This window comes from Vibrio sonorensis, from assembly GCF_001854765.1.
Lineage (GTDB): Bacteria > Pseudomonadota > Gammaproteobacteria > Enterobacterales > Vibrionaceae > Vibrio > Vibrio sonorensis.
The window spans coordinates 19,967-40,565 of record NZ_LJJE01000021.1 but is presented as its reverse complement, the minus strand read 5'-3'; the positions used below and the strand labels follow the sequence as shown (position 1 = coordinate 40,565).

Below are 20,599 nucleotides of genomic sequence, written 5' to 3'. Positions count from 1 at the left end.
CGATACATTCTGCGTGATCACGTCGACTGTCTACAGCAGTTTACGTTTACCCTGTGGATAAATGCGTTAAAATCTCGCTAAAGCAATGTTAAAGCAATATAACAAGGAAAATACCTATGGCCCAAAACAACCACTTTGATGTCATCGTAATAGGTAGTGGCCCCGGCGGAGAAGGGGCAGCGATGGGATTGACCAAAGCGGGACTGAATGTAGCCATTATTGAAAAGGAAAGCAGTGTCGGTGGTGGTTGTACCCATTGGGGAACTATACCGTCAAAAGCTTTACGTCATGCGGTCAGCCGTATCATTGAGTTCAATAACAACCCTCTATTCTGCAAGAATAATACTAGCCTCCACTCCACTTTTTCCAACATTCTTGGCCACGCAAAAACCGTCATTGATAAGCAAACTCGCTTGAGACAGGGTTTTTACGACCGAAACGAGTGCGAGTTGTTGTTTGGCACTGCTCACTTTATTGATGCCCATACCGTTGGCGTCACTCAACAAGACGGTACGGTAGATATCTATACTGCAGACAAGTTTGTGATAGCGACCGGATCTCGGCCATACCGCCCTGCCGATGTCAATTTTAATGACGAGCGCATATACGACAGCGATTCTATCCTCAGTTTGGCGCACGATCCTCGCCACATTATCATTTATGGTGCAGGAGTTATCGGCTGTGAGTACGCTTCAATATTCCGAGGTCTTGGTGTGAAAACCGATCTGATCAATACTCGTGATCGTCTATTGGCATTCCTTGATAACGAAGTATCCGATGCCCTTTCTTATCACTTTTGGAACAGTGGTGTTGTCATTAGAAATGACGAAACCTATGAAAAAATCGAAAGTACTGAAGAAGGCGTTATTATCCACCTTCAATCTGGTAAGAAGATGAAAGCCGATTGCCTGCTATACGCCAATGGCCGAACGGGTAATACAGATGCGCTAAAACTTGAGGCTGTTGGTCTGCAAGCTGACTCTCGCGGTCAGTTAAAAGTGAACACAAACTATCAAACCGATATTGAACACGTCTACGCGGTCGGTGATGTCATTGGCTATCCTAGCCTAGCCAGTGCTGCTTACGACCAAGGTCGATTTGTTGCACAAGCTATCACCCAAGGACAGGCTCAAAACCATCTAATAGAAGATATTCCGACTGGTATTTACACGATTCCGGAAATTAGCTCCGTAGGTAAAACCGAACAAGAGCTGACAGCGGCGAAAGTCCCTTACGAGGTCGGTCGCTCTTCTTTTAAACACTTAGCCCGAGCGCAAATCGCGGGCAAAGACATCGGCAGTTTGAAGATTTTATTCCATCGCGAAACGAAAGAGATTTTGGGTATTCACTGCTTTGGTGAACGTGCAGCAGAAATTATCCACATCGGTCAGGCGATTATGGAACAAAAAGGAGAGGCAAATACCATTGAGTATTTCGTCAACACTACGTTCAACTACCCAACAATGGCAGAAGCGTATCGAGTTGCCGCTTTAAATGGACTGAATCGATTATTTTAACGCTCAGAGCTGATATCTATAAGCCGCCTAGTGCGGCTTAGTTTTTACCAACGGATCTGAACAAGAACCGGAGTTAAGCGAGATTTAACCTTTGGAAATCTTCTAAGCCAACGTTGCCAAAGCTTCCAACGCCCACAGTTTCGATCAAGGGGTGAAAATGTCTTGGCCCATTTGGTCCACGGTAAATAGTGAAGCACTGCGCTGCCAGGATCGTCATATCCATGAGCATATTCACCTGCACCCAGCTTCTGACCAAGTTTGCTGTTAGCAAGATCGCCAGCAAGTACCATACAAGCACTAGCAGAGACAAAGTGACGTCCTAAAGCCTGAATAAAATGGGCGACCTCTTTTTCTTCACAATCGAGTAATGCATACTCACATACTATGAGTACCGGCGTATGCTCGCTGATTGGAAGGCTGTCTAACCACGACAAATCCATCACACTGCCGCATCGGTGCAGATAGCGTTCACTTTTGTGGAAAAGCTTTTCACGCCAAAGTAAGTTTTCCGTGATATCGAGTTCAAGCCAATGGCAGCGACCATTGTCTACTCGATAAAAACGCGTGTCTAACCCAGCACCAACGTTAATTATCCATCCATCGGGATAACGTTCAATGAACTTATTAACTTGCTGGTCGCATAAGCGAGTTAGGGTGGCATGCAAAAGCTGCTTCTGGTCGGTATCCCCAGATAAGCATTCCGGTGCCAATTGGCATTGTTGACAAGCGCGAGCGGCAATAGGGTCATAAACCAGCCCCCCATCGACTAAACTCTCGCGGCTTCGATACCAGAGAGGTTTCAATAAGTTAGCTGGAATCTGGTAGCGACTCGATAAAACCTTCGGTGAAGTGGCCATTATCATCTTCCTTCTAATACAGAACAAAGATGATAATGAATATCACTTAGATTGACAAGTCATAGGATCAATTGAGGTAAAGTTCTTACATCCAATCAGTATTGCGGATAATACCAACCGCAAGTCCTTCGATACTTAAGTGCTGACAAGTAAGGTCAACTTTGATCGGCTCAAACTCTTCATTTTCAGCATGCAGAAGCACTGTTGCCCCTTTGCGTTCAAGGCGTTTCACTGTTACATCGTCGTCAACACGTGCAACGACCACTTGCCCATCACGTACATCTTGAGTCTTGTGCACCGCAAGTAGATCGCCATCCATAATACCGATATCTTTCATACTCTCACCATTTACACGAAGCAAAAAGTCCGCTTGTGGTTTGAACATAGAAGGGTCGACTTGATAGTGCGTTTCTACATGCTCCTGAGCCAAAATAGGCTCACCTGCCGCGACCTGACCGATTAACGGCAAGCCTTCCTCATCATTCGCCGCATCAAGAAGAATGCGGATCCCGCGAGAAGCACCTGGAATAATTTCAATGGCTTGTTTACGAGCTAGTGCTTTTAAGTGTTCCTCAGCGGCATTAGCAGAACGAAAGCCAAGTTCACGTGCAATTTCAGCACGGGTAGGTGGCATTCCGGTATCATCAATTTTGCTCTTGATGAGATCAAATACTTGTTGTTGGCGTGGCGTCAACGGCTTCATAGAGTCACCTGTCTTTTTATACAGTTAACTGGTAGTATATACAGTAAGTATGTAATTGAAAAGACTATCGATGGATTTTTAACTACTTACCTATTTTTGCTCTTATCAACCCTAGATGAAGACGATCTCGATCCAAATATATCCACATAGAAAAATCGCCAACATCACTGCTGCCGAGCCCATATCTTTTGCCCTACCAGACAATGGGTGGTGCGCTTTGCTAACTCGGTCGACAACCGCTTCGATGGCACTGTTCACTAACTCTATCATCCACACCAGTACCACACTGCCAATCAGAAGACTTCTCTCGATCGACGTAACCTCAAGCAGCAGTGCGATAAAAATCATCAAAATGCCTACCAACACTTCTTCTTTAAAGGCCGGCTCTGTTTTAAACGCGACCTTTAAACCTTGCAGAGAGTAACGTGTAGCTTTCTTTATTCGTTTGATTCCATGTGTTGTTTTTTGTGACACAGTCCTATCCATTTTATTCTTTGAGTGAATCAATTCGCGATAAATTGACGTTTTCGTGTGCAATAATCAGTAAAAGGTTAGACCAGTTTCTGCTATGCTTGCTGGCTGAAAATTTCTGCCTTTCGTCATCGATTTTGACGTAAGGCGCAATACTCTAATTGAGGCTAAGAACCTTATGTCTTCTGGACAATCGCTTTTACACTCACTATTTAAACTGCCGATGTCGGTATTGGTAAAAGGAACAACCATTCCCACCAACCCAATTGACGACCACGGCATCGATGTAAAAAAGCCTATTATTTACGCACTGCCGTTTCGCTCAAATGTTGATCTAATTACTCTGCAAAAACAAGTAATCAAGGCGGGTTTACCAGACCCACTTGAGCCAGTCGAGATCAATGGAAAAAGCTTCAATCGCTTTGTCTTTACTTCTTCGCGTGCAACCATTATGGAAAACGATTCCGATGCGCCAAGCGAGTCTATCGCTCTCTTCTCAGAGCTACTTCACCTGCACAATCTAGATTCAGAGTTAGACGTTCAAGTCATTCCTACAACCGTGCTTTGGGGACGTAAGCCCGGTAAAGAAGAGCGTCACAAGCCTTATCTGCAAGCAATGAATGGTCCCCAAAAGTTAAAATCGCTTTTGCTATCGGGCCGCGATTGTCTTGTCAGAGTAAGTCCTGTTGTGTCATTGAGATATATGGCGGACTCTCACGGAACGGACTCCACTATTGCGCATAAACTCGCGCGAGTTGCTCGCATCCATTTTTCCCGCCAAAAGCTTGCGGCCTCTGGTCCAGATTTACCCAACCGCGAAGTACTGTTTTCTCGACTAATGAAGTCAAAGGCGATCGAAAAAGCGATTGCTGACGAATCGAGCAGTAAAAATATTTCTATCGAAAAAGCACGTAAAGAAGCTCATGCCATTATGGACGAGGTGGCCGCTGATTTTTCTTACTCTTTAATTAAGAGTGGTGATCGCGTATTGGGTTGGTTGTGGAATCGCATCTATCAAGGCTTGAACATCAACAACGCAGCCGTCGTTCGCAAGCTTGCTCAAGATGGTCACGAGATTGTTTATGTCCCATGCCACCGCAGCCACATGGACTATTTGTTACTCTCTTATGTTCTCTATCACGAAGGAATGGTACCGCCGCATATCGCCGCGGGTATTAATCTAAACTTTTTCCCTGCAGGGCCAATCTTTAGACGTGGTGGTGCCTTCTTTATTCGTCGTAGCTTTAAAGGTAATAAACTCTACTCGACCATATTCCGCGAGTATTTGGCAGAACTTTTCGCAAAAGGCTATTCTGTTGAATACTTCAGCGAAGGTGGGCGTTCGCGTACTGGTCGATTACTTCAGGCCAAAACCGGCATGTTGGCTATGACCATTCAAGCCATGCTGCGCGGATTAAATCGCCCCGTCACCTTAGTGCCTGTATACATAGGCTATGAACACGTAATGGAAGTGGGAACATATGCCAAAGAGCTGCGTGGCAAGCGAAAAGAGAAAGAAAACGCCAGTCTTGTACTTCGCACCATTCGCAAGCTCCGCAACTTCGGTCAAGGCTATGTAAACTTTGGTGAACCCATTCCTCTTAATCATTTCTTAAATGAAAAAGCACCGGAATGGACACAAGATATCGACCCAATGGGGACAAGCAAACCGCAATGGTTGAATCCAGTCGTCAATGAGTTAGCGAGCAAGATGATGACTCACATTAACGATGCGGCGGCGGCCAATGCGTTAACTTTGTCAGCGACAGCATTGCTGGCATCTCGGCAGCGGGCTCTTTCCAAAGATAACCTGATTGGCCAAATAGAGTGTTACCTTAAACTCTTGCGTAATGTCCCATACTCAGAGACCTATACCTGTCCTACTCAGAGTGCGGAGCAACTCGTCGAACATGCTATTTCACTTGATAAGTTTGTCATCGAATCAGATTCAATGGGTGAAGTGGTTTCACTGGATCGCAACCAATCAATATTGATGACTTATTATCGCAACAATATTATTCATTTGTTGGCTTTGCTTCATTGATCGCTCAAATGTTAATTCGCCATCAATCTCTTACTCGTGATGAGCTCCAACAAAAAGCAGCGTTGATTTACCCGTTCTTACAGCGAGAGCTTTTCTTGAGTATTGAACAAGATAGCTTAACCGATCGAGTCGATAGCTATATCAGTGAATTAGCGGAACAGGAACTGATTGAGCTAAACGGCGATGTGGTCAGTATTAAGCAAACCAACACTCAAACTCTCATGTTGTTAGGCAGAACCATCGCTGAAACACTGCAGCGTTATTCGATTGCCCTCAACCTACTCGCCGAATACCCCGAGTTGGGAAAAACTGATGTTGAACAGCGAAGTCAAGACATAGCTCAGCGCCTCGGTCGACTGCACGGCATCAATGCGCCTGAGTTTTTCGATAAAGGCGTATTCTCAGCCATGTTTGCTACTTTGAAGCAGCAAGGATATCTGGACCAAGACGGTAATGTTCATCATGAGAAAACACAGTGCCTCGCCGATTTGTTATTTGAGTTGTTGCATCCAGAAATAAAACTCACCATCCAAGAGAGTATCTGTCAGAGCAGCGAGTCAGAATAAATGTTAATTACAAAAAGGCATCCAATTGGATGCCTTTTTTATACGTGTACGTCTACCAACAAACTGTTTACCAATAAGTAATAAACAACCCAAGGGTAATCGCCATCCCCACATAGTTGTTGTTAAGGAAAGCCTGAAAGCAGTTCGGCCGTTCGCGATGACGGATTAAATGTTGCTGAAAGACAAACAGTGCTGCGGCGACAAGAACACTCCAGTAAAAAGCCGCTCCAAGTTGATACCATTGCCCTAAACCTATAAACATAGCCAAGGTGACAAATTGCAGTAGACCAATAATCAGTTTGTCATTTCTGCCAAACAGTATCGCCGTGGATTTTACGCCAACTTTTAAATCGTCGTCCCTATCGACCATGGCATACATGGTGTCATAAGCGATTGTCCAAAGAACGTTAATCACAAAAACAAACCACACCGCTGATGCGAGTTCATTTGCTTGAGCAGCCCAAGCCATTGGAATCGACCAGCTAAACGCCAAGCCCAAAAACAGCTGAGGTAAGTGCGTAAATCGCTTCATAAATGGATAGATAAAGGCCAACACTATCCCCACTAAAGAGAGCTGGACAGTCAGTGTGTTCATACTCAACACCAAAGCAAATGAAACCACCGCCAAAATCAGAAACAGAGCAATGGCTTCTTTTGGTGTCACCCTACCAGAAGGGATAGGCCTTTGATTGGTGCGCTTTACATGCCCATCTACTTTGCGATCCGCAAAGTCATTAATTACGCAGCCTGCCGAGCGCATGAGTATTACGCCAGCGATAAACACCAAGGTAACTTTAAGATCTGGGATCCCTTGGGCAGCCAATAACAAGGCCCAAAGCGTTGGCCAAAGGAGTAACAGCCAGCCAATAGGTTTATTCATTCGAGTTAATTGCCAAAACGCTTCTACTTTTGCCAAAGACATCTAACGGCACTCCTTCGAATAAATCGGCGAAGCGGCAAAAAAAGTTCAGCGACTAACATCGGTTTGTTATTCATCCAAAGACGAGAGCGACGTGCAAGCAAATAGCCATCAGGTGTTTCAACCACCCCTACTTGTAGCGCATCACGCTCTACATTCTCGGTGCTAAATACCGTTAACCCCAAAGGTATATTCCCCTGTTGTGTCAAATCAAAGGATTGACCTGATAAAGATGACTTGGGTATGAGTGTTCGTCCTAATACCCAAGGAGTGTCATCCCCTTTTAGTACCACTTTTCTCAGTAAACAAGACTCTTCACTCAATAATGCTATTTCAGCTTTGTTTAGCCTCTCTGCTTTTACCGTGCGATTGTGTAAAAGATCGACTGTAAGCTTTTGGCAGTTTGCACTCAATAAACGTGATAACGAGCCCTGTTCTAATAACCACCCTTTGGCATATTCTGAGAGAAAGCTAAACTTATCAGGCTCTTGCCAATTAATTTTTCGTAAAGCAGATAAATAAAGCGAAGTTGAATCATTCATACTAGTATTCAATAAAAAGCCGTATCGTCGTAAAATAGAGCAACGACTCTGGCCTAAAAGCCGTGTTAATATGCTGAAAGCATTTTTATTACATATAGATGCTCTATTGTAACAAGACTGAGGCGATTCGAATATCGCGATTAAAAGAAAGAAAAGACAGAAATATGTTTAAACGTTACCTAGTCCAAATAATTACCATCCTGAGCATCTTGCTAAGCACGTCAGTTTTTGCAGAAGAAGAGACTGGCCCTCAGCTTGCTTACTTCACGCTGGAGCCAGATCTTACTACCAACTTCTATACCAAAGGCAAAAAGCTTGGCTATATCCAAGTCCGTATCGACATTATGGTTGCCAGCGACAAAGACCTATCGATTATTGAGTTACACCAGCCTCTCATCCGAGACGCGGTCATCGAGCTTTTGGGGAAACAATCAGAAGATACCATCACCTCCCTTGCCGGTAGGGAAGACTTGCGAAAAGTTTTGGTAGAACAGCTAAACTCGACGCTGTTACCTGAAACAGGAAAAACCGTTATTGCCGACCTATTGTTTACCAAGTACTTGTATCAGTAAAAAAGTAAAACGACCAGGTAAGAAAAAGCAGCATCAGGCTGCTTTTTTATTGAACTTGTTTGCATCCAATAGCCCCATTGCGACGCCACAAAGTAAGCCAACTAGATGAGCTGTATTAGCAATGGCCATAAAAGGTTGAACAAAACCCAACACCAACCAAACCAACATAAATCCGACGATAGGTTTAGATAAACCTAGGCCGAGCTTTGGTGCGTAGTAGCCAAGCATCCAAAGATATCCGACAAGAGCATAAACCACGCCGGAAAGGCCGCCAAAGTTGGCACCTTCTACCCAGTATTGACCCAAACCAGAGGTTGCAGCCGAAAAGAGAAACAGTGATAAAAGCTTACCTGCCCCTAGCTTTTTCTCTACATCACCGCCTAATTGCCACCACCACAGTACATTAAAGGCAATATGTATGACTGAAAAGTGAAGGAAGGCATGGGTAAACCAACGCCACAATTGCCATTGTTGACTAGCGTGTGCGGGAAAGTGAAGAGTGGCAAAAACTTCTGACTGCACACCTAACTGCAACAATGCAAACACAACAATGCATAGCCCCATAACAGTCAGGTTAGTAAACCCGCTTTCTCAGATATCAAAGCCCACCAATTAGTAGAACCATAATTGAACACTTTAGGTCGAGTCTCAGCCATTTCCCACGAAGCACTGCGGTATTTGGCTGCCATTGGATCCGACAAAAATTGCTCAAGCTCGGCCAGGACTTCAACTTCGTGTTGAGGGTCAAAAAGCCACAATGCGAACATCCCCTCCCCTTCGGGCATCATTTGTATTTCAATACCTCGACAAGCCATATAGTCAATAAAAGCTTGTGCCAACCGAGGGTTGTTCAGGCTGGTTATTCGCTGCATAGTTATCCTTGTTGAATAGGAAGCTCCGCTCGGTGCCAAGCCTCAAAACCACCATCGACACTATATACGGTTTCAAAACCTTGGTTAACCAGATATTGGGCGGCACCTTGGCTACTGATCCCGTGGTAGCACATAACGAAAATAGGGTCTTCAAACTCCGCTTCTTCCATAAAAGCCACAATCGTATCGTTGGTCAGGTGCTTAGCGCCTGTCGCGTGAGCAACAGCAAAAGATTGAGGATCGCGGATATCGACTAAATGCGTGTTCTCTTCCTGTAATTTTTGATGCGCATCGGCGACTGCGATGTGTTTAAACTGGTCCATTTTTACTTTCTCTTCATTGCTACTTGTTTTTTGACCATTGTAACCTATCCAGTGCGCAACAAGTACTCGCTAACTTTAGGGTTATCCACTTCTGATCAACTCCTAATCAACTGTGGATAAATCTGTGAATTGCGTTGATAAAGTATTTCATTTGTAATTGATCCACTATATGTAGTGATGATCTTGATCTATCTGTGTGTAAATCAACAACTATCCCCAAAGAAGAATCGGCTATGAACCCTTATTTCAACGTGATTTCTGACAGCTGGCAAAGAAATTCCCCACAGAGTTACCCACAGGCAAATTGCACCAGATTGATCCCTATAACGAAAAAAACCGAGATCATTTTGATCTCGGTTTTTTAGTATTTGATTGAGGATTAGCGTTTAAAAGTCGCCAACAGCAAGCTTAAGCTTTTTCATCGCGTTCTTTTCAAGTTGTCGAATACGCTCCGCAGAAACACCATAAGTTTCTGCCAGCTCCTGAAGGGTAGCCTTAGTTTCATCTAGCCAACGAGAACGGACAATATGCTGACTGCGCTCATCAAGAGTGGACAAAGCCATGCTCAAACGGTTGTTCGTGTGCGCTTCCCAGTTCTGAGCTTCTAGGTTTTCTGCGACATCTGATGCTTTGTCTTCAAGGTAAAACATCGGTGCAGAGTAGGAAACTCCTGTATCGTCATCATCCGTTGGCATTTCAAATGCCGCGTCCTGCGCAGCAAGGCGAGACTCCATTTCACGTACTTCTGACGGTTCTACACCCAATTCTTTTGCAACGGTTTCCACTTCACCATTGTTAAACCAGCCAAGGCGCTTCTTCGACTTACGCAAGTTAAAGAAGAGTTTACGCTGCGCTTTGGTTGTCGCGATTTTTACAATACGCCAGTTTCTTAAAACGTACTCATGGATTTCGGCTTTGATCCAGTGAACAGCAAATGAAACCAATCTAACACCAACCTCTGGGTTAAAGCGTTTCACTGCTTTCATGAGGCCAATATTGCCCTCTTGAATTAGGTCAGCCATAGGTAGCCCGTAACCGGAATAACCTCTAGCCACATGGACTACAAAACGCAGATGAGAAAGAATCAGCCCTTTTGCTGCTTCAATTTCACCATTGTAATGAAGACGTTCAGCCAGCCCGCGTTCTTCTTCAGCGCTCAGCATTGGGTAGCTGTTCACTGAACGAATATAGCTGTCTAAACTGTCTTGTGTGACAACCGCCATTGGATATGCTTGGTTTGCCATTCCATTCCTCATCAGTTCTGATCTGGATTTTATTTTTTAGCCGATCAATCTTGAACCCAAATTGCATAGGTTTCAAGCAGGGATCAGTCATTATCCACAAACTTTTTCGACTTACAAGTAAAAAAGTATACGGTGGCGTGTACTTTTCCACTTTTAGTAGGACAACTCAGATTTATACTGGTTCAATTTCTCTTAAGTGCCTCTGAGCAGAGACTTTGGCTGCTAAGCTGCCAAGGAAAATCCCTAACATCAACAGCAATAGAGATTCATCCCAACTCAAACCAATGAGTCGGAACTGACTGTCATAAAGACTGGCAAGCTTTTCTACGCTTATATTGAGAAGAATAGTAATTAACGCCGTCACAACCCAAGCACTCAAAGCCCCCAAAAGTCCAAACCACATTCCAGAGTACAAATACGGGCGTAAAATAAAACTATCGGTCGCTCCGATAAGTTTCATCGTTTGAATCTCATCTTTATTGGCAAGAACATTAAACCTAAGCGTATTACCCACAATCAAGAATACTGATCCTAACATCAGGATAGAAAGAGCAATCACAATCGTTGTAACTAAGGTGCGAATCGCATCTAGGCGAGTCAACCAATCTTCGTCCAGACGAACATCAGTGATGACCTCTTGCTCATTTAAGCTTTTTGCCAATGCCTTAATTAGTGTCTGATCATCTTGAGCAGGTGTGATAACGAGCACTCCGGGTAAAGAGTAGTCATCTAATAGTGATAGCGCTTGGTCAAATCCAGAGTATTGGCTTAAATCATCGAGGCCTTGTTGTGGAGAGATATACTCCACGGTCTCAACTTCGGACATGCTTTCCAATTGGTCTTTCAAAACCATTGCACGCGCATCAGGAGTATCTTCTTGAAGGTATGCGCTAACCTGAGCGGGACTTGTGACATTTTCAGAAGCAGCTGAAACGTTTTTTCCCAACAAGTACAAACACGCGGGTAAAGCCAACGCCATACAGATAACCGCAAGCGTGAGTAGGTTGCCCAGAGGTCGAGTCCAAAGCTGAGAAAATGACATCTTGGCTTGATTGATATGAACTTTTAAGAAGTTGTCTCGCTTCGCTTGATTATTATGACGCTTTTTATTGGTGCGTTTATTTCGCGTATTAGTGGCCATAGTCTTCTACCTCGCTGAGAAAACCTTGGTTGAGCTCTAGGTGACGATATTGAGGACGCGTGTTAACCAACCCAATATCATGGGTAGCCAGAAGTATGGTGACACCCGCTCGATTGAACTCTTCAAACAACTTTAGTACGCGGTTAGATAACTCTGGATCTAGGTTACCTGTGGGTTCATCGGCCAGTAATAGAGTAGGACGGTTAACCACGGCTCTTGCTATACCAACACGCTGCTGCTCACCCCCCGATAACTGACTTGGCAAGCATTTGGCTTTATCTAACAAACCCGTTTTATCAAGCGCAGCACCGACGCGGCGCTTGATTTCACTTTCTGAGATAGCCTCAATTCGCATTGGCAAAGCCACGTTGTCGTAGACCGTTCGATCCATCAAAAGACGATGATCTTGAAACACAATCCCGATATTACGGCGCAGGAAAGGGATATCCTTCGCCGGAATTCGCGTTATATCGTGATCGTTAAAACAGATGCGCCCATCACTTGGTCTTTCGATGGCACAAATCAGTTTTAATAAGGTACTTTTTCCCGCACCAGAGTGTCCGCCTAAAAAGGCCATCTCACCTCTGCGTAGGTGAAAATCCACCTTTTGTAGGGCTTGTCTTCCACCACGGTACGCCTTACTGACTTGCTGAAACTTTATCACCCAACCTTCCTCTTAAACGGGGCTGATATTTTGCCGGATTAATTACTCTTCTCTACTAAATAGGGCATCAATAAACTCCTGAGTCTCAAATGGTCTCAGGTCATCAATACCTTCACCAACACCAATATAACGAATTGGTATTTGGAATTGATCAGCAATAGCAAAGATAACACCACCTTTTGCGGTACCGTCTAGCTTAGTGAGTGTGATACCCGTTAATGGCGCGACTTCACTGAACAGTTTTGCCTGACTGATTGCATTTTGCCCTGTCCCTGCATCGAGAGTGAGCATGATTTCATGAGGCGCTGAATCGTCTATCTTTTTCATTACGCGAACAATTTTACGCAACTCTTCCATTAAATTGCTCTTGTTCTGCAATCGTCCGGCGGTATCGGCGATAACCACATCGACACCCCGAGCTTTTGCCGCTTCAATGGCATCGTAAATAACAGACGCACTATCGGCACCCGTATGTTGCGCTATCACTGGGACGCTATTGCGTTCACCCCAAACTTGCAATTGTTCAACCGCAGCCGCTCTAAAGGTATCCCCCGCTGCTAACATGACCTTCTTACCTTCCGACTGGAACTTTTTCGCAAGCTTGCCAATAGTGGTTGTTTTACCAACACCATTCACACCGACCATAAGAATGACGTAGGGCGTTTTCTCAGTATCAACCACCAGCGGTTGCTCTACAGTGGATAAAATTTCCGCCATTTCCTCTTTGAGCAAACCATACAGTGCTTCACCATCTTTTAAGTCGCGGCGTGAAGATTTTTCCGTTAAGTTCTCGATAATTTTAACCGTGGTATCCATACCAACGTCAGCAATAAGAAGCTGCTCTTCTAACTCTTCAAACAGGTCATCATCGATTTTTTTGCCTTGAAACAGACCAAAGAAACCAGCACCGATGTTAGCTTTAGTTCTTGCCAAACCTCTTTTAAGGCGTGCAAAAAAGCTTTCGGTCGGCTTTTGTTGTTCTTCGACTCTTGCTACTGGTTCAGGTTGGCTTTCTGCTTCTGCTTCTGCTTCTGCTTCTGCTTCTGCTTCTGCTTCTTCAGTGTTTTCGTTTGCGACAGCATCCGCTACCACTGATTGCTCTATTTCTTCTGCTGTTTCTTCAGATCCTTGAACGACTTCTTGTTCGAGCTCTTGGTTTTGTTCTGCTTTTGACTGGTCTTCTTCACCGAAACCTAACCACGAAAGTAATCCGCGCTTTTTTCTTTCCGTCATCTGGTGATGTCCTAGATATCCTAAACTGTGTAATAAGTCTTATCCCACCTTATACCGTGAGATCAATAATAGAGCCAGAGCGATAATCACAAACCACCACAATCAAGCATGTATCTATACTTGAAATGGGTATAAACTCTGACTTTAAAATATGGCTATTCCTGGCGTTTTAACCAGAACGACTGGATATAGTATCACTTTATTAGCGGTCAAAAAATCTATGGTAAGACGTCGCCATCAAAACACATCACAAAAAAAGCCATCCAATGGGCATATTCGCATAATAAGCGGACTTTGGAGGGGACGAAAGCTACCCGTTCACCATGCAGAAGGACTCCGCCCAACCACAGACAGAGTTAAAGAGACGCTGTTTAACTGGTTAGCACAAGACATTCCCCATGCACGCTGTTTAGATCTTTTTGCAGGGTCGGGCGGGCTCGGTTTTGAAGCCGCATCACGCCAAGCAAAAATAGTCACCATGTTAGAGCTAAACGCGGATGCTCATAAGCAGTTGCAACAAAACATCAAGGCGCTGAATACCTCCCAAATAGAGGCATTAAATCAAAATACTCTGGATTTTCTTTCGCGAGAAGGCACACCCTATGACATTGTCTTTATTGACCCTCCATTTAGAAAAGGGTTACTTGAAGAGGTCATTCAACTACTCGAAAAAAACCAATGGCTGGCCAAAGATGCCATGATTTATATTGAAACCGAGAAAGAACTTGTCCTTCCAGAAATGCCAAGCCAATGGCATCTACATAGAGAGAAAACCGCTGGGCAAGTTGCTTATCGACTATATGAAAGGACGTGATAATGAAGATTGTAATCTGGCTTGGAAAAGCTCTGTTTGCTGGTGTTTGGTTAGTGTTGCTCTATAACATTATTCAGCCTTTTGCCGGCAATGCCGCTGTTGCGCTTTATATCTTTACCGCGTGTTTGTTCTTTATGCACGGTATTCAGATGCTCATGTTTGTGAAGGTATTTGGGCAAAAAATAAACATGACGACTTGGGAAAAGTGGTCGATATTGGTCTTTGGCGTCTTTTCTCTGCTCCATATCAGAAACAAGTACTTAAAAGAAGAAAACGCCACATAATGTGGCGTTTTGCTTTTCTAACTTAGATAGCCCTTAACGCCATCGAGGAACATCTGCGTCGAGATCATAACCAGCAATAGTCCCATCAGCCTTTCTATCGCTTTTAGGCCTCTCTCACCAAGAATTCGGTGGAAGAATCCATAGAACATCAATATAAAAAATGTTGCTCCCCAAGCTATCAACACCGCTGCCGATAGCTCTAGCATGCGCTCTGGATGCTGCGTTGATAACAAAAGCAAAGCGGCAATAACCGATGGCCCTGCAATCATTGGTATCGCCATTGGTACAATAAATGGCTCTTCACCGGCCGCCAGTCCAGTTATGCTTCCCGCACTAGGAAAGATCATCTTGATAGCAATAATAAACAGGATAATACCGCCAGAAATACTGAGCGTTTCCGGTTGTACATGCAAGAATCCCAAAATGCTTTGCCCTGCAAACAGGAATAACATCAAGATCAGAAGAGCAAAAAACAGCTCCCTAATCAATGTCTTACGGCGACGCTTAGGATCTAAATGCTTTAAAATAGATAAAACAATTGGCAGATTGCCTAGCGGGTCCATGATAAGGAATAACATGGTTGCCGCTGAGATAATATCCATGAAAATCACCTTCGCTGACAAGAATGCGCGAAGTATATACCCAACTCACTATAGGATGCTAGACAGCACTATAAACCGAGAGGACAAATGCCAAGCTAAATGTTTTAGTGATTACAGACTCGGGCTGCGTTTAGTGCCCATTTTCCCTCTGCTTCGACTATTTTTTGTCGATTGACAAAGAAACTAAACAAAGTGTCAAAGTCCAAATCACTTAATGAACAAGTATGAAATAACGCGTCAGCCCCAAACTCCTCAAGCACTTTGGCAGTAAGGTCGTCTTTTGTCATAGGTGACTCTTGAAGAAGGTTTAATACGCTATGAGCGTGGATACGATTAGCCATGGTTTTCTCTCTTTCCTACTAATAGCCACACTTTAAGTTTGTTTGAGAAACGATTTATTGATTTTAGATAATCAATGATGCAGTTATCAGAGCCTGAGCGGCCAAATGAAGATACGCACTGTAGTACCGTCTAATCGAAACTTTTCGGCCGTAGTCTTCTACCGCAAACTGAAGAGCAGCAAAAGCTAAGCACAATGTACCCAGAAAGCCGGTACCAGCTTGCCAACTTGCTTCTAGCAACCAAATTTCACCAGCTGCCCAATTGAGTTGTATCAGTATGATCCCCATCGTAATAACTGGAAAAACAAGCCGATCTAACTTAGGAAGTAATAGGAAAAAAGCCACTATCGCACTGCCAAGTAACAAAGCGGGAAGCCACCAGATAATATCACCGGACAATTGCATCCAAAACGACTTACTAAAGCACAACTGAGCGACAATAAGAGCAGTAAAACTGAATTTGGAATGTTTCTTTAATAGATAGCCCGCTTCTGCAATGAGAGAAATAAGTAAGCCACCGACAACCCAGTACCTGGCATTGGTCATCTCATTGGAGAACACCAATAACCACATCAGCATCAGACAAGTCAGCGTTTTAAACAGTAGCGATTTTTTACTGTTACCATCTTGTTGGGCGGTAACACCTATATAGCCTGATAGAGCAACAGACAACAAGCTCCACATGAGCGCACCTCTTCAAACATTCGCCGCCAGTTTAGGATGGTGACTAAAGATGTCCAGACACAATGAATAAAATTTGGATCTTGATAATAGTTAATTTTGTATCGTACAAAATAGTAACACTGTCATTTTGTTGTCATTTCATTACCCTTGTTTACCGTACCCCACATTTAGGAAACTAAACCAATCCTTCACATAAACCTCCATTAATTGACAGTTTAACTTTATAAAAATCATGAAAAAACGGCCAAAAAAGCACATAGGTTTTTGTTCAAAGTTAAAATAAAACCATTTAATAACATAAGGTTACAAACTTAATTCACAAAAACAACAGTACGAGAAAATTTTAAAAACCCAACTCCATTCTTGATAATTAAACAGCAATTAAAACCTCATCCACACCTACAAGTGAGAACCAATATCATTTAAACCCAAACAACCACACAAGCAAAATCCATTTTATCTTAAAAACAACACTAAAAAACTCAAAGCCCCTATAATAGCAATGTCAACTTTTAACCAATTGAAAACCACAAAAATTAGCCAACAAAAACAACAACTTAACCCCACCATAACTTACAAACCAGATGAGAGACACGAAATTACAAAACAAAAAATGACACTAAATTGACAAGAATTGACATCAATACACATAGAAAAGTTGATTTTTTAGCACCTACAAATAATAAACTTGATCAAACAATCAAAAGTTTGCTAAAGTAAGTGCAAGTTCAAAATTAATACAGAGGAGCAGCGTAATGATCACATCTTCACAAGTGCAGGGATTAGTAATGATTGCAGTGGTTGTCGGCCTAATGACGCTGCCAATGCTGTACTAAAGATCAAAAAAGGGACGCAAAAGCGTCCCTTTTTGTTTCAAAACTAAACAGGGTATAACTAAGGGAAATGCCGGCTCAGTACATCCCAATGAGCGTAGTAAAAAAACAGTGCAGCAGTAGTGATTAACATCATCAGCATTACCGCTGTCCTCCATATAAAGCGCCCACTCCTCGGCGTTAACTCCTTCTCACACTCATCGCAGACCCCTGAAAAATCTTGAGTGTTATCGAGTTTAAAGTCCTCTTCGTGAACCACTTTATTGCGGATAGTCGCTATATATCTGAGCTTAGCGATGACATCATGAGGCAAACGTTCCTCACAGCTAGTAATTAGCTGGTGTAATCCCTTTCCTTCAGCGTGATATTGCATCCTAAGTAGCTTTTCTATCTTGCGGGTGCGTAGTACCACTTTTTCAATATCTGACATGACTACCTCCATCCCTTTAAAGTTTAGGGGGTGAATTCTCATTCTTCTATATTCTAAGTGTAAATTCGACCTTTTTCGTGTCAATTTGTGTAAAGCAATCAACAGTTAACACTGAGTCTAGTAACGTGAAGCACGTCGAAGTTTCGACTTCAGTGGATAAAAACCACGCAAACAGAATGCCAAGTAACAGCAAGACCCAGACAAAATCGCTAGAATATAGGGCGAATTAACGGAGAGACCTCATGCCAGTAACTTACTTCTTAGCTTTAGTATTTCTTGCACTCGCTGCAGGGTGGTTAGCAGTAAAGTTTTATCGTCAGCACACACTAGGTGAAAACGCACCTGAGCAAAAGGTTGAAGTCACCATTCTCGACAAGCAAGCCATTGAAGTTGAAGACGCAAAACCGGGACAAGATGATCAGGAGTATTGGATATACGTTCAACGCGGAAGATTAGGCCCTAAACGCGAATTCCAAGTCGGTATACACTACTTTAATGCACTGAACCCCGGAGATAAGGGAGAGCTCACTTATCAAGGTGATAAGTTCCTGCATTTTGCGATGAAACGCTAAGGCAACAACCATTTAAGCCCTTTCTGGCGTGCGATCCCCACACTCAGCAATAGCGCGCCAGCACCACTGACAACGACCCATACCGGTATCACCCACATAGGGTGTCCTTGATACCATCCAAACGTCTTCATTGGCCATAGAAAAATCGGGTGTAGTAAATAAATGCCCAAGCTATGTCGGCTAATCAGTTCAACCCAAACAGACCAACGCCCTTTCACCTTGCCGCTAACGAACCGACATAAAATAAATACGGCAGTCGCAACAACGACAACATTAAACGTTTTGTAGGATAACCAGCGACCTACGGTGTACTCGCCATGCTCATGACTCAATAAAACCACCATAACCACAGTAACAGTAACCGACAGCAAGCCTAATATGGTCGACAGTAAAGCGGTCGAAGTAGTCACTTCCAATCTTTGATAAAGCAAATATCCGAGAGGTAAGTAGCCACTGTACAGCCACATCTGGTTACTCCAGAGACCATCTATACCGAGCAAGTACAAGAGACTCGTGACCAGCCAAATAGCAACATATGCCTTAAGCACCTGTTCTTGGTTTTGCTTCACCATATAGTGGAAAAAAGGCACTAAAAAATAGAGTGGGATAAAGTAATAGAAGAAGCCCAAATGGTAATAAGTTGCGTGTTCGTGACTAGACATCAGTTTTTTTGTCGCGAGCGCTGAATCATAGCCTTGTGCACTTAAACCTGAGAACAACGCATAAAACAGTGACCATATTATAAAGGGTATCAATACTTTAAAGAGACGCCGCTTTAAGTAATAAGAGAGTTGAAAGGGGCGAGGATCATTGAGAAGCAAAGCACCGGAGATAAGAATAAAAACAGGTACTGCCCAGCGGCTTGCACCATTTACTGCAATGGCCGTGTTCCATTCATTAAAAGGGATCACTCCAAACTCCTGCCGATAAGGGGCCAATACATGTATGGCGATGACAGCGACGGCGGCAACACACCTCATAAGGTCAAAAGCCAACTCTCTCTGATTCATCTCGCTCCCCTACACAATACCGATAAACGCTAAATCAATGAAAGTATTACTATACCAATAAAAAGGCTGACCGCACCTTGCGCAAGTCAGCGTTAAGTCATAATAGGGCTTACTGAGTAACAGCCTGAGATTTTCTTTTTGGTAATCGAACAGAGATCAGTGTGGTGATGGCGAGAAAGGCAAACGAAACCCAAAGGCAAGCGGCAAACCCTGCTACTTGGAAAATCCAGCCGGAAAGTATGGTGCCAATCAAGCGCCCCATAGCATTTGCCATGTAATAAAAACCTACATCCAACGACACGCCATCGCCTTTGGCGTAACTCACAATCAAATAAGAGTGCAATGATGAGTTAACGGCAAATATAGCACCAAAGATCATCAGCCCCCCTACTATCACGAGTTCAGGTTGCCATTGGATCTGAACGCCATAAGCGATCACGCCAGTGACCAATGCGAGCAATCCCGCCCAGAATAGCGCAGCTTTGCCATCGGGGACTTTGCCTTCAGATTTACCGGTAATTTTGGGAGCAAAGCCTTGAACAAAGCCATAAGCAATAACCCAACAAGCAAGAAAGCCGCCAACCCATAGGTGTTCCCACCCAAATACGCTGCCTAAATAGATAGGCAGTGCGACGACAAACCACACGTCACGAGCGCCAAATAGAAACATACGCGCGGCGGACAGAATATTAATAGAAGGAGACTTAGAAAAGATCTGCTTGAACTTAGGCTTGCTCTTCGCCTTACCCATACCGCTATCTAAGCCGATTAAGCTGCCTATAAGTACTAAACTCAATACACTTGCCATCAACACCATGGCATATTTAAAGCCGACCGTGGTCAGCAGTAATCCGCCCACAAAAAAGCCCACACCTTTGAGTGCATTCTTAGAGCCAGTTAAAATCGCAACCCACTTATACAAGGCACCTTGCTTTTCATCCGGAACTAACGTCTTAATTGAGCTTTTTGCACTCATCTTGTTGAGGTCTTTTGCGATACCAGACAATGCCTGAGCTGCCATCACCCAAGGTATAGTCAGCCAAACATCTGGAACGGTCAGCATTCCCAACGCAAGGATCTGCATCGCTAGCCCAAGGTTCATGGTTTTGTTGAGCCCTAACCTTGCACCTAGCCAACCTCCAACCAAGTTAGTAACAACACCAAAAAACTCATAAAAGAGGAAAAGGGATGCGATCTCTAAGGTGGAGTACCCCAAATCGTGAAAATAGAGCACCACCAGCATGCGCAGTGCACCATCGGTTACAGTGAAATTCCAGTAGTTAAACGTGACCAGCATATACTGGCGAACGTTGCGATTAAGACTGGCAAACATAACTTACCCTAACTAAAAGAGCTTTTGA

20 protein-coding genes and 3 pseudogenes are annotated in these 20,599 nt (G+C 43.8%); 6 read left to right on the top strand and 17 right to left on the bottom strand.

What is annotated here, in order from left to right:
• Positions 1-116 precede the first annotated feature (116 nt).
• Positions 117-1,517, top strand: coding sequence for a Si-specific NAD(P)(+) transhydrogenase (gene sthA, locus BLO31_RS03680; protein WP_070962937.1), 1,401 nt, complete (start codon positions 117-119; stop codon positions 1,515-1,517).
• Positions 1,518-1,561: 44 nt separating this feature from the next.
• Here sthA and BLO31_RS03675 read toward each other — a convergent pair whose 3' ends face one another.
• The 3 genes from BLO31_RS03675 to BLO31_RS03665 all read right to left on the bottom strand — a co-directional run bounded on the left by BLO31_RS03675 (position 1,562) and on the right by BLO31_RS03665 (position 3,551).
• Positions 1,562-2,380, bottom strand: a complete 819-nt coding sequence (locus tag BLO31_RS03675) for a class I SAM-dependent methyltransferase (protein WP_139158928.1) — start codon at positions 2,378-2,380, stop codon at positions 1,562-1,564.
• Positions 2,381-2,459: 79 nt separating this feature from the next.
• Entirely contained in the window at positions 2,460-3,077 is a 618-nt protein-coding gene (gene lexA / locus BLO31_RS03670; protein ID WP_070962935.1) for a transcriptional repressor LexA, read from the bottom strand.
• A 111-nt stretch (positions 3,078-3,188) separates the two neighbouring features.
• Positions 3,189-3,551 carry a diacylglycerol kinase gene (locus tag BLO31_RS03665; RefSeq protein ID WP_070962946.1) on the bottom strand — a complete coding sequence of 121 codons (363 nt, stop codon included), beginning with the start codon at positions 3,549-3,551 and terminating at the stop codon, positions 3,189-3,191.
• A 175-nt stretch (positions 3,552-3,726) separates the two neighbouring features.
• On the opposite strand from BLO31_RS03665, the pseudogene plsB reads away from it, so the two are divergent.
• A pseudogene (gene plsB / locus BLO31_RS03660) lies at positions 3,727-6,158 on the top strand (glycerol-3-phosphate 1-O-acyltransferase PlsB).
• A gap of 67 nt (positions 6,159-6,225) precedes the next feature.
• Here plsB and ubiA read toward each other — a convergent pair.
• The gene (gene ubiA, locus BLO31_RS03655) at positions 6,226-7,080 is read right to left on the bottom strand and encodes a 4-hydroxybenzoate octaprenyltransferase (RefSeq protein ID WP_070962934.1); all 855 of its coding nucleotides are present in this window, start codon (positions 7,078-7,080) and stop codon (positions 6,226-6,228) included.
• A pseudogene (locus BLO31_RS03650) lies at positions 7,081-7,619 on the bottom strand (chorismate lyase).
• 164 nt (positions 7,620-7,783) lie between these two features.
• Between BLO31_RS03650 and BLO31_RS03645 the strand changes: the two are divergent.
• Complete coding sequence (locus BLO31_RS03645) at positions 7,784-8,191, top strand: flagellar basal body-associated protein FliL (RefSeq protein ID WP_070962932.1); 408 nt, start codon at positions 7,784-7,786, stop codon at positions 8,189-8,191.
• A 33-nt stretch (positions 8,192-8,224) separates the two neighbouring features.
• Here the strand turns inward: BLO31_RS03645 and glpG are convergent.
• From glpG to ftsY, 6 genes and pseudogenes are all read right to left on the bottom strand, one after another.
• Positions 8,225-9,063: pseudogene (gene glpG / locus BLO31_RS03640) on the bottom strand (rhomboid family intramembrane serine protease GlpG).
• Positions 9,064-9,065: 2 nt separating this feature from the next.
• Complete coding sequence (gene glpE, locus BLO31_RS03635) at positions 9,066-9,386, bottom strand: thiosulfate sulfurtransferase GlpE (RefSeq protein WP_070962931.1); 321 nt, start codon at positions 9,384-9,386, stop codon at positions 9,066-9,068.
• 386 nt (positions 9,387-9,772) lie between these two features.
• Complete coding sequence (rpoH, locus tag BLO31_RS03630) at positions 9,773-10,630, bottom strand: RNA polymerase sigma factor RpoH (protein WP_070962930.1); 858 nt, start codon at positions 10,628-10,630, stop codon at positions 9,773-9,775.
• A 172-nt stretch (positions 10,631-10,802) separates the two neighbouring features.
• The gene (ftsX, locus tag BLO31_RS03625; protein ID WP_070962929.1) at positions 10,803-11,771 is read right to left on the bottom strand and encodes a permease-like cell division protein FtsX; all 969 of its coding nucleotides are present in this window, start codon (positions 11,769-11,771) and stop codon (positions 10,803-10,805) included.
• Positions 11,761-12,435, bottom strand: a complete 675-nt coding sequence (gene ftsE / locus BLO31_RS03620) for a cell division ATP-binding protein FtsE (RefSeq protein ID WP_070962928.1) — start codon at positions 12,433-12,435, stop codon at positions 11,761-11,763. Before ftsE ends, ftsX begins: the two co-directional genes overlap by 11 nt.
• 42 nt (positions 12,436-12,477) lie before the next feature.
• Positions 12,478-13,668: a signal recognition particle-docking protein FtsY gene (gene ftsY / locus BLO31_RS03615; protein ID WP_070962927.1), complete on the bottom strand. Its 1,191-nt coding sequence runs from the start codon at positions 13,666-13,668 to the stop codon at positions 12,478-12,480.
• A 220-nt stretch (positions 13,669-13,888) separates the two neighbouring features.
• Between ftsY and rsmD the strand changes: the two genes are divergently transcribed.
• Both rsmD and BLO31_RS03605 read left to right on the top strand, forming a co-directional pair.
• A complete protein-coding gene (rsmD, locus tag BLO31_RS03610) occupies positions 13,889-14,482 on the top strand; it encodes a 16S rRNA (guanine(966)-N(2))-methyltransferase RsmD (protein WP_070962945.1) in 594 nt (197 codons plus the stop codon).
• A 2-nt stretch (positions 14,483-14,484) separates the two neighbouring features.
• Positions 14,485-14,766, top strand: a complete 282-nt coding sequence (locus BLO31_RS03605; protein ID WP_070962926.1) for a DUF1145 domain-containing protein — start codon at positions 14,485-14,487, stop codon at positions 14,764-14,766.
• A 17-nt stretch (positions 14,767-14,783) separates the two neighbouring features.
• On the opposite strand, the gene BLO31_RS03600 is transcribed toward BLO31_RS03605, so the two are convergent.
• The 4 genes from BLO31_RS03600 to BLO31_RS03585 form a co-directional block, all read right to left on the bottom strand.
• Positions 14,784-15,368 carry a YhgN family NAAT transporter gene (locus BLO31_RS03600; RefSeq protein ID WP_070962925.1) on the bottom strand — a complete coding sequence of 195 codons (585 nt, stop codon included), beginning with the start codon at positions 15,366-15,368 and terminating at the stop codon, positions 14,784-14,786.
• A gap of 104 nt (positions 15,369-15,472) precedes the next feature.
• Entirely contained in the window at positions 15,473-15,709 is a 237-nt protein-coding gene (locus BLO31_RS03595; protein ID WP_070962924.1) for a YecH family metal-binding protein, read from the bottom strand.
• Between the two features lie 63 nt (positions 15,710-15,772).
• A complete protein-coding gene (locus BLO31_RS03590) occupies positions 15,773-16,393 on the bottom strand; it encodes a lysoplasmalogenase family protein (protein ID WP_070962923.1) in 621 nt (206 codons plus the stop codon).
• An 894-nt stretch (positions 16,394-17,287) separates the two neighbouring features.
• Positions 17,288-17,656 (bottom strand): DUF4145 domain-containing protein, encoded by a 369-nt coding sequence (locus BLO31_RS03585; protein ID WP_070962922.1) that lies wholly within the window; start codon positions 17,654-17,656, stop codon positions 17,288-17,290.
• Positions 17,657-17,898: 242 nt separating this feature from the next.
• On the opposite strand from BLO31_RS03585, the gene BLO31_RS03580 reads away from it, so the two are divergent.
• Positions 17,899-18,228 (top strand): DUF2500 domain-containing protein, encoded by a 330-nt coding sequence (locus BLO31_RS03580; RefSeq protein ID WP_070962921.1) that lies wholly within the window; start codon positions 17,899-17,901, stop codon positions 18,226-18,228.
• Here the strand turns inward: BLO31_RS03580 and BLO31_RS03575 are convergent.
• Both BLO31_RS03575 and arsJ read right to left on the bottom strand, forming a co-directional pair.
• Positions 18,225-19,238, bottom strand: coding sequence for an acyltransferase (locus tag BLO31_RS03575; protein ID WP_070962920.1), 1,014 nt, complete (start codon positions 19,236-19,238; stop codon positions 18,225-18,227). The two genes, BLO31_RS03580 and BLO31_RS03575, sit on opposite strands and share 4 nt — an antisense overlap.
• Before the next feature lie 109 nt (positions 19,239-19,347).
• Entirely contained in the window at positions 19,348-20,571 is a 1,224-nt protein-coding gene (gene arsJ, locus BLO31_RS03570; protein WP_070962919.1) for an organoarsenical effux MFS transporter ArsJ, read from the bottom strand.
• Positions 20,572-20,599 lie beyond the last annotated feature (28 nt).

What these genes read in the sequence shown, in the direction of transcription:
- BLO31_RS03590 (WP_070962923.1), bottom strand. Translation starts at nt 16,393, where the DNA reads ATGTGGAGCTTGTTGTCTGTTGCTCTATCAGGCTATATAGGTGTTACC.
- rsmD (WP_070962945.1), top strand. Translation starts at nt 13,889, where the DNA reads ATGGTAAGACGTCGCCATCAAAACACATCACAAAAAAAGCCATCCAAT.
- ftsY (WP_070962927.1), bottom strand. Translation starts at nt 13,668, where the DNA reads ATGACGGAAAGAAAAAAGCGCGGATTACTTTCGTGGTTAGGTTTCGGT.
- BLO31_RS03600 (WP_070962925.1), bottom strand. Translation starts at nt 15,368, where the DNA reads ATGGATATTATCTCAGCGGCAACCATGTTATTCCTTATCATGGACCCG.
- sthA (WP_070962937.1), top strand. Translation starts at nt 117, where the DNA reads ATGGCCCAAAACAACCACTTTGATGTCATCGTAATAGGTAGTGGCCCC.
- ubiA (WP_070962934.1), bottom strand. Translation starts at nt 7,080, where the DNA reads ATGTCTTTGGCAAAAGTAGAAGCGTTTTGGCAATTAACTCGAATGAAT.
- lexA (WP_070962935.1), bottom strand. Translation starts at nt 3,077, where the DNA reads ATGAAGCCGTTGACGCCACGCCAACAACAAGTATTTGATCTCATCAAG.
- arsJ (WP_070962919.1), bottom strand. Translation starts at nt 20,571, where the DNA reads ATGTTTGCCAGTCTTAATCGCAACGTTCGCCAGTATATGCTGGTCACG.
- ftsX (WP_070962929.1), bottom strand. Translation starts at nt 11,771, where the DNA reads ATGGCCACTAATACGCGAAATAAACGCACCAATAAAAAGCGTCATAAT.
- BLO31_RS03605 (WP_070962926.1), top strand. Translation starts at nt 14,485, where the DNA reads ATGAAGATTGTAATCTGGCTTGGAAAAGCTCTGTTTGCTGGTGTTTGG.
- BLO31_RS03575 (WP_070962920.1), bottom strand. Translation starts at nt 19,238, where the DNA reads ATGAATCAGAGAGAGTTGGCTTTTGACCTTATGAGGTGTGTTGCCGCC.
- BLO31_RS03675 (WP_139158928.1), bottom strand. Translation starts at nt 2,380, where the DNA reads ATGATAATGGCCACTTCACCGAAGGTTTTATCGAGTCGCTACCAGATT.
- BLO31_RS03580 (WP_070962921.1), top strand. Translation starts at nt 17,899, where the DNA reads ATGCCAGTAACTTACTTCTTAGCTTTAGTATTTCTTGCACTCGCTGCA.
- BLO31_RS03585 (WP_070962922.1), bottom strand. Translation starts at nt 17,656, where the DNA reads ATGTCAGATATTGAAAAAGTGGTACTACGCACCCGCAAGATAGAAAAG.
- BLO31_RS03595 (WP_070962924.1), bottom strand. Translation starts at nt 15,709, where the DNA reads ATGGCTAATCGTATCCACGCTCATAGCGTATTAAACCTTCTTCAAGAG.
- BLO31_RS03645 (WP_070962932.1), top strand. Translation starts at nt 7,784, where the DNA reads ATGTTTAAACGTTACCTAGTCCAAATAATTACCATCCTGAGCATCTTG.
- glpE (WP_070962931.1), bottom strand. Translation starts at nt 9,386, where the DNA reads ATGGACCAGTTTAAACACATCGCAGTCGCCGATGCGCATCAAAAATTA.
- rpoH (WP_070962930.1), bottom strand. Translation starts at nt 10,630, where the DNA reads ATGGCAAACCAAGCATATCCAATGGCGGTTGTCACACAAGACAGTTTA.